General features: G+C 41.5%; 11 protein-coding genes. 9 read left to right on the forward strand and 2 right to left on the reverse strand.

Annotated features, from left to right (window positions below; all coding sequences use genetic code 11):
- Positions 1-117: 117 nt before the first annotated feature.
- From OQX62_RS04810 to OQX62_RS04820, 3 genes are all read left to right on the forward strand, one after another.
- Positions 118-1,263: a DUF3095 domain-containing protein gene (locus OQX62_RS04810; protein ID WP_265830276.1), complete on the forward strand. Its 1,146-nt coding sequence runs from the start codon at positions 118-120 to the stop codon at positions 1,261-1,263.
- A 410-nt stretch (positions 1,264-1,673) separates the two neighbouring features.
- Positions 1,674-3,923 (forward strand): hypothetical protein, encoded by a 2,250-nt coding sequence (locus OQX62_RS04815; RefSeq protein ID WP_265830277.1) that lies wholly within the window; start codon positions 1,674-1,676, stop codon positions 3,921-3,923.
- Between the two features lie 124 nt (positions 3,924-4,047).
- Positions 4,048-4,284, forward strand: coding sequence for a hypothetical protein (locus tag OQX62_RS04820; protein WP_265830278.1), 237 nt, complete (start codon positions 4,048-4,050; stop codon positions 4,282-4,284).
- 107 nt (positions 4,285-4,391) lie between these two features.
- Here OQX62_RS04820 and OQX62_RS04825 read toward each other — a convergent pair whose 3' ends face one another.
- Positions 4,392-5,327, reverse strand: coding sequence for a cyanophycinase (locus OQX62_RS04825; protein ID WP_265830279.1), 936 nt, complete (start codon positions 5,325-5,327; stop codon positions 4,392-4,394).
- A 306-nt stretch (positions 5,328-5,633) separates the two neighbouring features.
- Between OQX62_RS04825 and OQX62_RS04830 the strand changes: the two genes are divergently transcribed.
- The 3 genes from OQX62_RS04830 (at position 5,634) to OQX62_RS04840 (ending at position 7,941) form a co-directional block, all read left to right on the forward strand.
- Positions 5,634-6,032: a hypothetical protein gene (locus OQX62_RS04830; RefSeq protein WP_265830280.1), complete on the forward strand. Its 399-nt coding sequence runs from the start codon at positions 5,634-5,636 to the stop codon at positions 6,030-6,032.
- Positions 6,033-6,061: 29 nt separating this feature from the next.
- Complete coding sequence (locus OQX62_RS04835) at positions 6,062-6,793, forward strand: hypothetical protein (RefSeq protein WP_265830281.1); 732 nt, start codon at positions 6,062-6,064, stop codon at positions 6,791-6,793.
- 299 nt (positions 6,794-7,092) lie between these two features.
- Positions 7,093-7,941, forward strand: coding sequence for a phosphatidylinositol-specific phospholipase C/glycerophosphodiester phosphodiesterase family protein (locus tag OQX62_RS04840; RefSeq protein WP_265830282.1), 849 nt, complete (start codon positions 7,093-7,095; stop codon positions 7,939-7,941).
- 85 nt (positions 7,942-8,026) lie between these two features.
- Here OQX62_RS04840 and OQX62_RS04845 read toward each other — a convergent pair whose 3' ends face one another.
- Complete coding sequence (locus tag OQX62_RS04845; RefSeq protein ID WP_265830283.1) at positions 8,027-8,500, reverse strand: FKBP-type peptidyl-prolyl cis-trans isomerase; 474 nt, start codon at positions 8,498-8,500, stop codon at positions 8,027-8,029.
- Between the two features lie 127 nt (positions 8,501-8,627).
- Between OQX62_RS04845 and OQX62_RS04850 the strand changes: the two genes are divergently transcribed.
- The 3 genes from OQX62_RS04850 to OQX62_RS04860 all read left to right on the forward strand — a co-directional run bounded on the left by OQX62_RS04850 (position 8,628) and on the right by OQX62_RS04860 (position 16,132).
- Positions 8,628-11,312, forward strand: coding sequence for an alpha-L-rhamnosidase (locus OQX62_RS04850; protein ID WP_265830284.1), 2,685 nt, complete (start codon positions 8,628-8,630; stop codon positions 11,310-11,312).
- A 157-nt stretch (positions 11,313-11,469) separates the two neighbouring features.
- A complete protein-coding gene (locus OQX62_RS04855) occupies positions 11,470-14,598 on the forward strand; it encodes a SusC/RagA family TonB-linked outer membrane protein (RefSeq protein ID WP_265830285.1) in 3,129 nt (1,042 codons plus the stop codon).
- Positions 14,599-14,617: 19 nt separating this feature from the next.
- Entirely contained in the window at positions 14,618-16,132 is a 1,515-nt protein-coding gene (locus OQX62_RS04860) for a RagB/SusD family nutrient uptake outer membrane protein (protein ID WP_265830286.1), read from the forward strand.
- Positions 16,133-16,137 lie beyond the last annotated feature (5 nt).

Below are 16,137 nucleotides of genomic sequence, written 5' to 3' on the forward strand. Positions count from 1 at the left end.
AGATATCAATATTTATATATATAACTATATCATATTTTCAATGTAGCTTATTGTTAATAATTCCACGTCATAATTAGATATCTTCGTACATCCATAGTACCTATTGAAGATTTGATAATGAAAGCTACCACAGAATTATTTTATACATCACTTCCTGTAAATGGTATTGACTTAGATGAGCTGTTAAATGATGAAGCCCTTTTTATTCAGGTGCCGGCCGACTGGCATATCGTTATTACGGATATAAAAAACTCTACTAAAGCTGTGTTGAACGGGCAGCATCAAACAGTCAATTTCCTGGCTACGGGCAGCATTGTTATTGTGCTGAACATTGCCAATAAGATGAATGTCGACGTCCCTTTTTTCTTTGGTGGTGATGGTGCAACGTTTATTGTTCCGCCTCTGATTATTGATGCGGTGATGCAGGCACTATCTAAATATAAAGTGAATTCTCTTAACAACTTTGAACTGGAGCTGCGTGCCGGAGTAGTTCCTGTCCGGAAGATCTATGATGATGGTTATGAGCTGCGTGTTTCAAAACATAGCAGGTCATCTGTTTTCTCTATCCCGGTAGTGCTTGGACAGGGACTGGATTATGCTGAAAAACTCATCAAAGGAGAGGATTACCTGGCGGACAAATATCCCGATGACGAAGATGAACCAGATATGACGGGAATGCAGTGTCGCTGGGACAGAATCGCGGTACCAGAAGATCAGGAAGAAGTAATCGCTTTACTGGTTACTGCAAGAGAGGGAGTCAGGCAATCTGCAGTGTTAAGAAAAGTGATACAATTAATGGATGAAATCTATGGTCCGCCACAGCAAAGACAACCGATATCTATCAACAAATTACGCCTCAAGACTTCATACAATAGTTTGAAAACAGAGTTGCTGGCAAGGCTAGGTAAGTCACGCGTATTAAAGGTAATTCACGCCATGATCCTGAACGCCTATGGTTATATCTATTTCCGTACGCTCAAGGGAAAATTATATTTAGAGCAGTTGGTTCAGATGTCCGATACGCTGGTGATAGATGGCAGAATTAATACGGTAATTTCCGGCACAGCTGCGCAGCGTTTCAGCTTAGAAGAGCGGTTGCAGCAAATGGAGACTGCGGGGGAAATATATTATGGTCTGCATATCAGCAATGCATCAATAATGTCCTGTTATGTCAGAAATATGGATGATGCACATATTCATTTTGTAGATGGTTCCGATGGGGGATATACCCAGGCTGCACGTATGTTGAAAGCTAAATTATAGTCCTGCTAAGTTTAAGAAAACAATCTGACCCTTATCGCTGTTGTAACATTTATATTGCTGTGCATTTTTTGCAGCATATTATATTGATTTTTGAAAAATTAGCACCTGTATTATCCCATAACCAAATTATATAAGCTAAATCCTATTATGATGGCCAGATACTCCCCCTCAACTTTACAAAAAGCTTCAATTTCGAACTTAGCTTTACACTACGGCAGTTATACGAAGATCTGCTAAAATAACCACATTCATTTCCTGATAACATCCTCTTGCGCATAAGATTTAGCGTAATGGGATCAAACTTTTTAAAATTACCATTGCCTCATTTTGATGCAATAAAAGAGCGAAACGTAAAATAATACTATAAAACAACAATACCAGATCAATATTAAAACCAAATTCCCGATTGTATGAGATTTAAGACCGTAAAGTTATGTGCACTATTCCTAGTATCAAGTGTATTCCTACCCGATTCCATGGCCTTTGGTCAGGAGGTTGCCGAGCCAGACACGATCAAGGTGAAGAAGAAACCAGGATCAAAAAACAGTAAAGAAGAAGAAAATCGTAATGTGATGTTAAACGCGGCTAATAACAATGGTCCGCGTGAAGTAAATATAGGTTTGCCGGCCAGTGTTGGTGGTACAACTATTATGGAGAATGATTTACCAGTAGTTTATTATTTCTGGCCGGAGTTGCCAAGCAGAACCTGGCGCTCAAGTGTAAGTTTAGGTAAGTCTGGCCTGATGGGTTTAAGAGAACAGGCATTGTTGACGGGCGACTTCGGATATGCTGTTAACTCTTACACTAAACTAGGTGGCGATTCACTAGAGGTTGCAGGTACCTTATCCGGCAGTCATTATGGATGGCTTAAAGGTGATGTGAATGTCTCCGGGCCTATCAAGAATGGATGGGCATATAGCGCAGGTGTTTTCGTCAACTATGACCCTATGACTTTTGATCCGGGTTTTACGACTTACAGTGATAAAACACAAATCTATCGTGCAGGTTTAACTAAACGTTTCAGTAATGGCAAAGGAGAGATTAGCTTATTATATAAATATGCAAGATCATTTGCCCTGCCAACCAACTATGCAGCTTTTACCTACCAGGAAGGGGGGACAATCAAAGAATTGGGTAACTTCAGACCCGGTCTTGATTCTTATTTTAAGCGTGATGGTTTGATGAACATGCGCAACTCTCTGACGGGTGAAAATTATCAGTCAGACATGGGCAGTTCAGATTATGGAATGACAAGTTCTCATACGCTGGACCTGTTGGGTAATTATAAGCTTGAAAATAACTGGAACTTTAAATATATCGTTCGTTATCACCAGGCTAACGTCTCTTCTACATCTACTACTCCTTTAGCGATAAGACAGGTAACTGCAGCTGATGGTTTCAGCTATAAAGATGATGGCAGTGTTTATACAGGGGCTGTACAAACGGTTCTTGGTGGAATTATACTCAACGTACCTGTAAGAACTATCAATTCAAGATTTGAATTGAACAAACAGGCAGGTGCGCACAACTGGCGTATCGGCATAACCGAATCTTACCATAACGTTGACAAGTTCACTACCAACCGTTCTTCCTACTTCCAGGAAGTAGGAGCACAACCGCGTCAATTACTTTCCCCTACTACAGATGCTGATGGTTTTTATAACTATAATGCCGGTGCAGAATACCATAATGGTTTCGAAAATAAGATTACGGCATATATGTCTGATGCCTGGGAAATTTCTGATAAGTTCACGATGAACTATGGTGTGAATTTACGTTATCATAAGCTGAAAGGTGATTATTATGCACAGCCAAGAACGGCTAACTTTAGCTTTGCAGGTCAGGAGAAAAGCTATTTCAACTATGATTGGATGCATATGGGCGCTGCTGTGAACCTGGTTTACAAGGCGACTGACAACTTTGGTGTAACGGGTGATTTTATTTATACCGAAAAACATGGTCAGCTGGAAGATTTCTCAGGAGGTTATAAACCTGATTACAAAAAAACAAAAAGTCCTTATGCAAGTATAGGTCTGTATTTTAACAGCCCAAAAATCAGTGTAGTATCTGCATTGACTTACCTAACCAGAAACAACTATGTACAACGCTTAAATCTTGTTAATCCGGCCGATGCTGCGCAGTCTAATGTGGTTTATCAGCAATATGATATTAAAACTACGGGCTGGACAACCGATATCGTTGCCAAGCCTTTCGAAGGTTTTAGTCTGCATTACCTGATTACTTTCCAAAACCCGATTTATCAGAACTACGATTTTAACGCTTTTGACAGTGCTTACAGTTTTACCAATAATAACGTTCTTGGTGTTTCCAAAACACTGATGGAGATTGATCCAAGTTATGAATTCAAAAAATGGAAAGTTTGGGGAAGCGCACGTTACTTCAGTAACCAGTTTGCCAACTTAACGAATGCCCTGTATTTCAAAGGCTGGTGGGAAACATTTGCAGGTGTAAATTACCAGGCAAAGAAAAATATTGGGTTAGGCTTAACCGTAGTGAACATCCTGAACCAGAACGGTGCAAAGGGTACGATCAATGGTGCAGAGCTGATTACAGATCCAACACCTTATTATAATTCTGTTTTAACCAGTTCTTATATCCGTCCTTTTACGGTTGAAGCCGCTGTGAACTTCAAGTTCTAAGGGGAGAACAATATAATTGAGAAAGCTGTTCCGTTTTTTACGGAGCAGCTTTTTTGTACGTAACCTTTTCTAAAATAATACCTAGCACGTTATTTGCGATTATCAGGTTATAAAATCATATACCATGAAAAAGATTCAAAACTTATTTATAGCAGCAATAGCGGTATTTTCCTTGCAAGCCTGTCATGTAACACATACAGCGATGAGTAAAAAAGACCATACTGAACCTGTAGGGCCGGTTGCTCCGGCAACTGGTGATGCTTCGAGCGTTTCTTCTGGTAAAAATACTACAGGTACACCAATTCCGAACGGACAAACTAAGCCTGATACAAAAAAGAAAAAGGATCAAAAAGAAGATTAAGCTATTGGCGGGACAAATACGGTATGTACTAATACCTATCGCTAAAACCCTGATTTTGCATCAGAGAGATCAACATAAATTTGATCGCTCTGATTTTAGTGCGTGTGTTATTGATTAGCGGGGACGGCTTGTATAGCAGAAATCTGTCTTGCAGGGATCACTTTTCTGTTTTTCAAATCATATTTCTGGCCTTCAGACAAAAATAGTAAGGGACCTGCTGGAGCGGAATATTCTTCTATGTCTTTATTTACCCGCATTTTACCCTCACCCACAATTGTTTGATAGTCATAAATTACTGCATATGATTTTCCCAGCACTTCAAGAGTATCCTGCTGAACCACAATTGCTGTAGCTTCATCCAGGCCTATACCTATCAGCTCGGGTGCTGTCCTGATAAAATCTACCAGATCAAACTGCCGGTTGCGTTTCAGTAAATGCTGATCAATAGCGGAATTTTTGAGGAAAGCCAATCCCTGAGTGTGGTCGCCTATCAAAATCTGTGCTCCCTTCGTATCGCCTCTCCATAGAAACGAACCCTGGATACTGGCCCCAGCGGAGCTTCCTGCAATTACACCGCCCCTTGCTAACACATCGAGAAATGCCTGGTGAGCAAGTGTATTCAGATAAGCATCGGCAATACGCCATTGCCTGCCGCCAATAAAATAAATCCCCGTCGCTTTTTTAATGGAGGCAACAAACTTGTCGCTGTTAGCTTCGGCCAGACTTTTTGGATGCAACAGCACCACATCTTTGATACCTGTTTGCTTTTTTACCTCGTCAACGGATTTGTTATCGTATAAAGCAGAGTCTCCTCCGGCGGCGGTAACCACTACAATGTGTGCCTTATCCTTTCCGCCAGCCAGCTCCACAAATTTGCTCCATACCGAATAAGTTGACCCAACATTGCCTCCAATAATCAGCAGGGAACCTTGTTCGGGGCCATGTCTGGTGGTTGATTTTTGGTTGACCGTAACTGGCGTTTGTGCAATCAGTGCTGATATTCTAATTGATATCAGGGCTGTTATAAATAGGATCTTTTTCATGTGTGTTGTATTCATTAGGCAGATACCCGTAAATCTATAATCAATTTTTATAGTATCAAATTAAATCTATAAATCTGGTAGATTTAATTGCAGGATAGTGGTATAGAATAGTCAAAATTATGCGGAACTGAAACGAAAGTATCAGCTCATTCCGTCAATAGCCTCTCTGATTTTCTTAAGATTTTGTAAATTGCGATAACCATTTTGGTTATTAGATAATTCTTTATGATGGCCGGAATTTTTAAAACAGCTTTTTTTCTTATCCTGACAGGCATTTTTATGAGTGGTTGTAAGAATAATTCAGCTTTGCTTATAGAACCAATAAGTAAAGAATACAATGCGAAATTTCTTACCGGTACAGGTTTGGATAACAGGCTTTTTAGTACAACAGATGTGGTGCAATACTATCAGATTGCTAACTACGAGGGAGTGTCCGACAAAATTCTATTAGACACCATCAGTAAGTTTGTCAATAGGCATTATCCTGTTATAAAAACCGATAGTAGCAAACGGATTACTATATTTTTTTACAGAAAAAGATTCTTTGTGGATTATAGCGACCACCTGTATGAATCGGCCAGGGACAATGAAAACAGAACACTGGAAGGATATGCAGATGATTTGATAGCGCGGGTACATTGTAAAAAGTATGATCCTAACAAAGGACATATACTACGAACAAAATCGATAAGTCTGACCAGATAAGAATTTTCAAAACGAATACGACTTATAACATGATTAAACGATTTATTATTATCTGTATTTTACCTTTAAACATTTGCACATCATGTCATTCTGATAGCGTAAAAGCACCAGGTCACGTTGTTCTGGCACCAGAAAAAAAGATTAGCCTGCCTAAAGAGACTTTGGCGGCTATTCCGCAACAGCGAATTACAGTTGAATTTATTGGGTATAATGATGACGGCGACTACGAGCTGTTTAACGCCAGAAAAGGAAGCGAAAATTATTCTTTTGTGAATGCCGCTAATGAAAAGAGAACTTTACTAAGGGGCGACCTGGTGGAGCTGACATGGCAAAAAGACACGATTTACATGGCCGGTGATGGAGATTTACCGCAGGAAGCGAAACGTATAGTGTCCGCAACAAAAGTTAAGGATGGTAAGGTTTCGGAATTTAGAAAAGGATACCAGAAAGAACTCAAATACTATACAGTTGAAGCTGATAAATATTCAAAAAGCTACCTGGATAAACTTTATCTTATTGTGGAATACTATGTTGCAAATTCTCAGAATGAGTTGCTCAAACTACAAATTAAAAATAGAAATGATCTTTCCTATTCTATAGAAGCACAAACCAGAGCAGATAAGGAATATACAATGATTGGTATTGCTACAGCATTCGAGCATAAAACAAACGTTGTTCAGTGGTTATATTTTGATAGTACAAGTGATCTGCTCTATGAGTATGATCTTCCAAACGATCAGTTGATCAAATTTGATAAGTGATCATCTCGTTTTATTGATAATTTGTTAGATAACAAATAGCAGATTTATATAGTTTTGGCCACCGATAGCTGCATAATTATGTATTTGTTTAAAGAATTTTGATATATGTATATCCAGATATCTTTATATAAGTCTCGTAGTGTATTCTTTTCATAATTTCAGGCTAACTTTAGTTTAATACATCAGCGTATATCTTTGACCCAAGATGGGTACGCTAATAACTATACCGACTGTCAAGACATCTCTGCCGGGAAGGATGAGGCGACTTTAATTTTGGTTTAAACCCCTAAAAAAGGATAATGGAAAAAGGAAAAAAGAGTACAGCATTAAGGCATTTATCTTACACTGCAATATGTACAATGCTGATGCAGGTTGCAAATGTTATGGCTTCTCATGCACAGGAATATGTTCCGGTAAATAAGTATGAAGTAAATAAGAATACGCATTCCCACAATGATTATCTGCAAAGTCAGCCTTTTCATACCGCCTATGCCAGCCATTTTGGCTCTATGGAAGTGGACGTGTTTCTGGAAGGTAATGAACTTTATGTAGCGCATACCATAGAGGATATTGATAAAAAACGCACTATAGAAAGCCTGTACATCGAACCACTCCTAAGAGAGATTAAACGCAACGGAAATAACAAGGCTTACAAAGATGGAGGTAAACTTCAATTGCTGATTGACCTGAAGACTGCGGGAGAACCTACACTGAAATGCCTGGAAGCAAAGCTGAAACCATTGCGCCATTATTTTGACCTGGCGGCTAATCCGGATGCCGTGCGGTTGGTGATCACGGGAAACGTTCCAGCTCCGGATCGTTTTAAAGCTTTTGACCCTATCTTTTTCTTTGATGGCAAGCGGGGAACTCCATATGCTGCAGAGCAGCTGAAAAGAGTAGCATTTTTTAGTGTAGGACTCTATGAATTTTCGAAATGGAATGGGATGGGTCGCATGACAGCAGCTGATTATATAAAATCACAAAACTTCGTAGATTCTGTACATAAAGCAGGTAAACAGGTACGTTTCTGGGGTAATCCGGATACGAAAACCTGCTGGCAGGCTTTTATCAAAATGGGTGTGGATTATTTGAATACTGATTCCCCTGCAGCAATGGCAAGATTCCTGAAAGCCACTTACAATGAATAACTATACAGGTTTATATCCTAAATTTCTTTAAACGCGGAAAGGCTCCCTAATCAGGAGCCTTTCCGCGTTTAAAATTTATCTTTTATTATTCTCGTAACTTCGTGATTGTAATATCAAAATCGGTAATCGAGTTTGACGGCAAAGGTTGAGAAGTATTTCCGTATCCATATCCTGAAGGAATGATTAAACGTATAGTCCCGCCATTCTGGATCAATGGAACACCAATCTGCCAGCCTTCGATTACCTGGTTAAGCGGAAACTCAACTGGTGCTTTGCCTGTTGTACTATCAAATATGGAACCATCTAACAGTCTTCCGGTATAGTTTGCTGTCACTTTTGTGGAAGCCGTATATTTATAAGCGCCGGTACCAGGTGTGGAAATCACATAAAAAATACCACTGCTATGTTTGATAGCTGGAATGTTATTTTTCTTTACAAATTCACGGATCATAGTCGTATCTGTTCTGAATTGAGCTTCAGGATCAAAAGAGTCTTTTTTGAAACAAGCGGTAAAGCATCCTGCTATACAAACAAGTAAGATTAGGTATGTAGATTTCATCAGCGGCAAATATAAAAAATATAGCTTGGTTTCAGTTAGCTGGTTTTTTTTAGATTTGAGAACAGGATAGTACAGGTTGCTGTAAAGAATTGCGCATGTTACTATTGTAAAGCACATACATGATATTATGAAACTTTATTCAAGAAAATTATTTATCTCTTCCTTATTACTGATCCTCATGCTGCTGTCGACACAGACTATTTTGGCTAATGTATCGGCAACACCATATGGCCTGCAATGTGAACATCTGGTTAATCCTATAGGGATAGACGCACCAGAACCGCGGTTCTCATGGATGATTGCAGATACACGGCAGGATGCACAGCAAACAGCTTACAGGATTGTCTTAGGTACGGATTCTATCGCGCTGCTCAATCAAAAGGAGGTGTTATGGAACTCCGGTAAGGTGAGCTCTTCCGCATCACTGGTTGTTTATAAAGGAGAAAAGCTAAATGCTTTTACAAAGTATTTCTGGCTGGTAGAAGTGTGGGATAAAGATGGAAAACCGGCTGCTGCAGGTAAGATAGCGAGTTTTGAGACGGGAATGATGAAGATGTCTAACTGGAAAGGTACCTGGATCAGTGATGGGAATAATATAAATAAATTGCCTGCCCCTTATTTCAGGAAAGTATTCGAACCGGCTAAAAGGGTGAAATCTGCACGGGCATATATCGCTGCCGGCGGACTATATGAGTTATACCTGAATGGTAAAAAGGTAGGTAACCATCGCCTGGATCCGATGTATACGCGTTTCGACAGGAGGACCTTATATGTGAGTTATGATGTAACGGCTAATTTGCAAAATGGTAAAAATGCTGTAGGAGTTTTACTGGGCAATGGATGGTACAACCACCAGTCGCTCGCCGTTTGGGATTTTGATAAAGCACCATGGAGAGCGCGTCCGGCATTTTGTCTAGACTTGCGCATCACTTATGAAGACGGATCTGCTGAAGTCGTAACTTCTGACGGGAGCTGGAAAACGCATAGCGGTCCGGTGATATTTAACAGTATATATACAGCGGAACATTATGATGCACGTTTGGAACAACCGGGATGGAATACGGTGGATTTTGACGACAGTAAATGGAATGGTATTTCCCTTCGTGCGGCGCCATCAAAAAATATTGTGAGTCAGGCGATGCATCCGATCCGTAATGTGGAGGCTATTCCGGCAGCATCGGTTAAAAAGTTCAATGATACTACTTATGTGTTTGATTTGGGCCGGAACATCGCCGGGGTTACAAAGATCAGGGTGAAAGGAGAAAGCGGAACTGTTGTACGCATTAAACATGGAGAGCGACTCTTTCCTGATGGTCGCCTGGATCTGTCTAACATCGATGTATACCATCGTCCGGCAGATAACAAAGATCCTTTTCAGACCGATATCCTGATCCTGAGTGGAAAAGGAGTAGAAGAGTTTATGCCTAAGTTTAACTATAAAGGTTTTCAGTACGTAGAAGTCATCAGCAGCAAACCTGTAGAAATTGATAAAGGTAGTATCACTGGTTACTTTATGCATAGCGATGTACCGGTAACAGGTAAGATCAGCTCCTCAAACCCGCTAATTGATAAATTATGGTGGGCAACTAATAACTCGTACTTATCTAATTTATTTGGATTCCCGACCGACTGTCCGCAGCGCGAAAAGAACGGCTGGACGGGTGACGGTCATTTTGCAGTGGAAACGGGTCTGTATAATTTTGATGGGATTACCGTATATGAAAAGTGGCTGGCAGATCACAGAGATGAACAGCAGCCGAACGGGGTATTACCGGATATTATTCCTACAGGCGGCTGGGGATACGGTACAGCAAATGGAACAGACTGGACCAGTACCATCGCCATCATTCCATGGAATATTTATCAGTTTTACGGAGATAGTAAATTGTTGGCGGACTGCTATGATAATATCAAAAGTTATGTAAATTATGTAGAGCAGATTAGCCCGGCAGGATTAACTTCTTTTGGCAGGGGCGACTGGGTGCCTGTGAAATCTTCTTCGCCTTTGGAATATACGTCATCCGTTTACTATTACGTAGATGCTAATATTCTGGCTAAAACAGCACGACTTTTCGGTAAAACAGCAGATGCTGAATATTATACTGCATTGGCAGAAAAGATTAAAAAGGCGATCAATGACAAATACCTTAACACAGCTACGGCCATATATGGCAGCGGATTGCAAACAGAGCTGAGTGTGGCCTTGCAGTGGGGGATCGTGCCTGAGGAACTGAAAGCAAAAGTGGCAGAAAACCTGGCAAAGAGAGTAGCTGCTGATGGGATGCACCTGGATGTGGGTGTACTTGGAGCAAAAGCAATTTTAAATGCTTTAAGTGATAACGGACAAGCAGAAACAGCGTACAAACTGGCTGCGCAGGATACTTACCCTTCATGGGGATGGTGGATTGTAAATGGGGCGACCACTTTATATGAAAACTGGAATATTAAAGCAGAGCGTGATATCTCTTTAAACCATATGATGTTTGGTGAAATAGGTGGCTGGTTTTTTAAAGGTTTAGGTGGAATTAAGATTGATGAAGAGCATCCGGGCTTTAAAAATATTATTCTGGCGCCTAATTTCGTCTCTGGATTAAGCCATTTTGAAGCGAGCCATACAGGGCCATATGGCACTATTCGTTCTTCATGGAAGAGGAAAGGCAAACAGGTTATTTATGAAGTAACGGTGCCATCGAATTCCAGTGCAACCGTACGCTTCCCGCTAACAGGGAATCAATCTGCCTGGTTAAAGGGGAATAAAGTGAATGCTGTTCATGAGATTGGTGCGGGAAAATATGTATTCGAGATAAAGTAGTGTAATTAAATATTTAAGGAGCGGGCGGCAATTCATTTTGTCGCCCTTTTTTGATATAAAAACGTTTTAAAACATAAAAATAACGCATTTACAGGATAGAGCAGGTTGCCGATCAGGACTGGTTGATTTATTTTAGATCAACCAAATATAAATGCATATGACGACTGAAAGAAATTTACAAAAATTCTTTTCTGCGCTGCTTTGTGTACTCTTGTTGATACTGACAACAGCTACAAATGCCCTTTCCCAGCAGATCACCATTACCGGTAAGGTAACTGATAAAAATGATGGTAATCCGCTTCCGGGAGTTACAGTAAAAGTAAAAGGTACCGCTGCCGGTGCCACAACAAATTCGAACGGTGTTTATTCGCTTAAAACAGTAGATCATGCTATTCTCACCTTTAGTTATATCGGTTACCACCAAATGGAGGTTGCGGTCGCTGGTAAAACCACGCTCGATGTACAACTGGTGTCAAATAACCAGCGACTGGATGAGATTGTGGTGATTGGTTACGGAACTACTACAAAAAAAGATGCTACAGGAGCTGTGGCCACACTCTCTGCGGCACAAATGAAAGATTTACCTGTCAGTTCAGTAGATCAGAAATTAAAAGGACAGATTCCGGGAGTACAGATCAGCACCACAACAGGAACGCCAGGCGGTGGTACGTCAATTAAAATCAGGGGCTCCGGTTCTATAGGTGCGGGCGATAATCCGTTGTTTGTAGTGGATGGCTATCCGATATCAAATACTTCGGGACAGGTATCCAACCCTCTGAATGTGATCAATCCAAATGATATAGAATCGGTAACTGTATTAAAGGATGCTTCTTCTACAGCTATATATGGCTCAAGAGGTTCCAACGGAGTTATCGTAATCACTACGAAACAGGGAGCACGTGGAATTCCAGTGGTCAATGTAAGTGCGTTTACCGGTATTCAGCAGGTTCCTCAGAAAGGGCGTCCGCAAATGCTGAACGGTACTGAGTTCGCGCAGTTCAGAAAAGATATTATTATTGATGATTTTGCCTCAAGAGGACTAGTGGCTACGGATGCAGATATTCCGGCTGCCTTTCGTAATCCTGCACAATATGGCGAGGGTACAAACTGGTATAATGAGATTATCCATAACGCACCTACCAGTAACCTGGATGCAAGTATCAGCGGTGGCTCAGAAAATACAAAATACTCTTTCTCGCTAGGTTATCTGAACCAGGAAGGAACGCTGCGGTATACAGGTTTTGAGCGCTATGCGATCAGGATGAATACGGAAAGTAAAATCGGCAAGAAGTTGCGGGTGGGACTAAATATAGCGCCGACCAATAGTGTACAGCACCTGAACAGCTTTGAGAGTGACTTTGTGGATGTGCTCAGCAGGAGTCTCTGGCTCAGTCCGCTGATACCGGTTACTGATGCTTCGGGAAACCTTACGCCATACATATTGTCGCCTGATATGTATGCAGGACCAAATCCACTGAACAGTCTGGAATTTGCCGGGACTAAATCGAAGAACTTCAGGGGACTGGGAACTGTTTTTGCAGAATACCAGCTGCTGGATGGATTAAAACTAAAGTACAGCTTCAACGTAGATTATATCAATGGCTCTTCTTTTGTGTTTAACCCCTCATTTGTAGGTGGTGTAAATGCACCGCCGCCAGTAGTGCCAAATTCTTCTACAAACAAATCCACCAGCTTCAACTGGTTGTCCGAAGCGTTGCTGACCTATGATAAAACATTTGCTAAAGATCACCGCCTGAATGTGGTATTAGGTTATAGTGCACAACAGGAACGTGCAGAAAGTCTGAACCTTTTTGCGGATAACTATCCTGATGATAAGATCCAGACCATCAATGCAGCATCTATTATCAGCTCTTATGGAGCGGATGTACAAAAATGGTCTATTATTTCTTACCTGGCCAGGGTAAATTACACTTATAAGGACAAATATTTATTTACAGGTACGGTGCGTACGGATGGATCTTCCCGTTTTGGAAGTAATAACCGTTATGGTACTTTCCCCTCTGCGGCGGTGGGCTGGAGAGTGTCGCAGGAAGATTTTATGAAAAGCGTAGGTTGGCTGAGCGATTTAAAACTAAGAGCTACTTATGGCCTTTCTGGTAATTTTAACATTGGAAATTATACGTATATCACCAATATTGGCTCATCTAATTATGCATTCGGCGGACAGTTAGCCAGTGGACGGATCCCTGCTTCCCTGAATAATCCTAACCTGACATGGGAAGAGTCTTCACAGCTGGATGCCGGTATTGATCTGGGCCTGTTCAAAGACCGTGTATATGTTAACCTTGATTATTATAAACGGATCACGAAGGGCATGTTGTACAATAGTGAAATTCCCTTGTCTTCCGGTTACTCGAATGCGATTATCAACTCTGGCAAGATTGAAAATAAGGGTTTTGAGTTTGGGCTGACCTCTAAAAATCTGGAAGGTGAATTTACCTGGAGCACGAGTGCAAATATCGCTTTTAACAGGAATAAAGTACTGGCATTGAATGATAATAATGATCCGGTTTATAGTGGACGGAGCGGTGAAGGATCATACCAGCACATTACGCAGGTAGGGAGACCAGTGGGTGAATTTTACGGGTACATCCTGGAAGGAATCTACCGGGATCAGGATGATCTGGCTAACTCTCCGAAACATGTTACTTCTGTGGTTGGCTCTGTAAAGTACAAAGACGTAGATAACAACGGGATCATTGAGCCTGTAAAAGATTTTGCCGTGATCGGTTCCCCACAGCCTGATTTTACCTGGGGATTAACAAATACATTTGGTTATAAAGGCTTTGACTTGAATCTGCTGCTGGTAGGCTCGCAAGGCGGACAAATCTTAAAAACGGCAAACCAATACCTGCTGAATATTGATGGTATTTTTAATGTAGATCAGAAAGTGCTGAACAGATGGCGGTCGCCCGAAAACCCCGGCGATGGCTTCACGCCCACTACAAACGGTTCCAGGGTAATTTACCGTGATGTCAATTCATCATGGGTAGAAAGCGCCAGTTATATGCGCATCCAGAATGTGACGCTGGGTTATAAATTTAGCGGGAAATGGCTGGAAAACTCGAAAGTGATTAAAGGGGCAAGGATTTATTCCAGCGTTCAGAATCTGGCTACTTTCACCAAATACAGCGGTGCCAATCCGGAGGTGAGCAGAAATACGATTTCGGGCAATGCAGTGAGCAGTGCACTGGTTCCGGGAGAGGATTTCACGAACTACCCCTTGCCAAGAACTTTTATCCTTGGTGTAAACCTAACTTTTTAATCTTTCAGCAATTATCATCATGAAGAATTATTCAACATATATCGTTACAGGCGTATTTTTAATCAGCTTAGTCATTTCCGGCTGCAAAAAGGACTTTTTAGATCAGACTCCTGAAGCTTCTATTGCCGGAACTAACTTTTATAAAACGGAAGGGGATATCAGACAGGCTGTTAATGGCGCTTACTCTTCGATCAGTGATATGGGCAGGGTAAGCTACTGGCTGTTCGGTGAAATGCGGTCGGACAATACGACCTATCAATATAACCCGTCAGACAGGGGCTATGAGCAGCGTGAGTTTATAGACGAATTTCTTGTTGGCGCCACAGCGGAGCCATTGCAGCTGTACTGGCAGCAAAATTATACGGCAATTGCCCGTTGTAATGAGATCCTGACCAGAATTGGAGAGGTGCCTATGGCAGAGGTCATGAAAAACCAGTACTCCGGGGAGGCGACATTCTTGCGTGCTTTTAATTATTTCAACCTGGTCAGGCAGTTTGGCGGTGTACCTTTAAGGCTGCTCCCTACCCAGTCGCCCGAAGATGCCCGGTCGAAGGGCAGGGCCAGTGTGGATGAAGTTTATACACAGATTATTGCGGACCTGAATGCGTCTGCTACCAGCCTTCCTGTAAAATATGGCAGTACAGATGCGGGGCGTGCTACGCAGGGTGCTGCGCTTTCCCTGCTGGCCAAAGTGTACATGACGCAAAAGAAATTCAGCGAAGCGCTGGTGGCCCTCCGTAAAGTGCAGACTTTAGATTATAGTTTGATACCTGTTTATAACGATATATTTTTACCATCAAGTAAAAATAATAGCGAGTCTGTTTTCGAAATTCAGTATCTTGGTGCACAACCCGGTCTCGAAAGTAATTTTATGTATCAGTTTGCACCATGGAATTCTGGCAGTATTGTTACGGGTGACCCGGGCACAACCCTTGGGGGTGGTAACGGATGGAATATCCCTACGCAAGATATGATCAGTGCCTATGAGGCGGGCGATTTAAGAAAGGACGTTTCACTGGCAACGAGTTTTACAGATCTGACGGGCAAAGTGATCAATATTCCATATGTTAAAAAATACAATCACGGTATTGTAGACAGGGGGCGTACAAATGACAATTTCCCGGTAATCAGGTATGCGGATGTTTTGCTGATGATTGCAGAATGTTTAAATGAGCAGGGATTTGCTGCCGGCGGAGAAGCCTTTACCCTGCTGAATCAGATTCGCACACGTGCCGGTCTGCCTGCAAAGACCGCCGGAAATGCGGTTGCTGCCTTAAGTGTAGACAGTCAGCAGGCGTTCAGGGATGCGATTTTACAGGAGAGAAGAGTTGAACTGGCTTTCGAAAATCATCGCTGGTATGATCTTGTCCGTTCGGGAAAAGCGGAAACACTCATGGCTGCCCATGGACAATATGAGATTGCAAACAAGCCAAATATTCCTTCAGGATCCTATATTTTGAATACAAATAAGCTCTTGCTGCCGCTTCCGCAAAGAGAAGTGAATCTTGATAATCTAACTCAAAACCCTCAATAACCACA

Origin of the sequence: Pedobacter sp. MR2016-24 (assembly GCF_026239655.1) — a bacterium.
GTDB lineage: Bacteria > Bacteroidota > Bacteroidia > Sphingobacteriales > Sphingobacteriaceae > Pedobacter.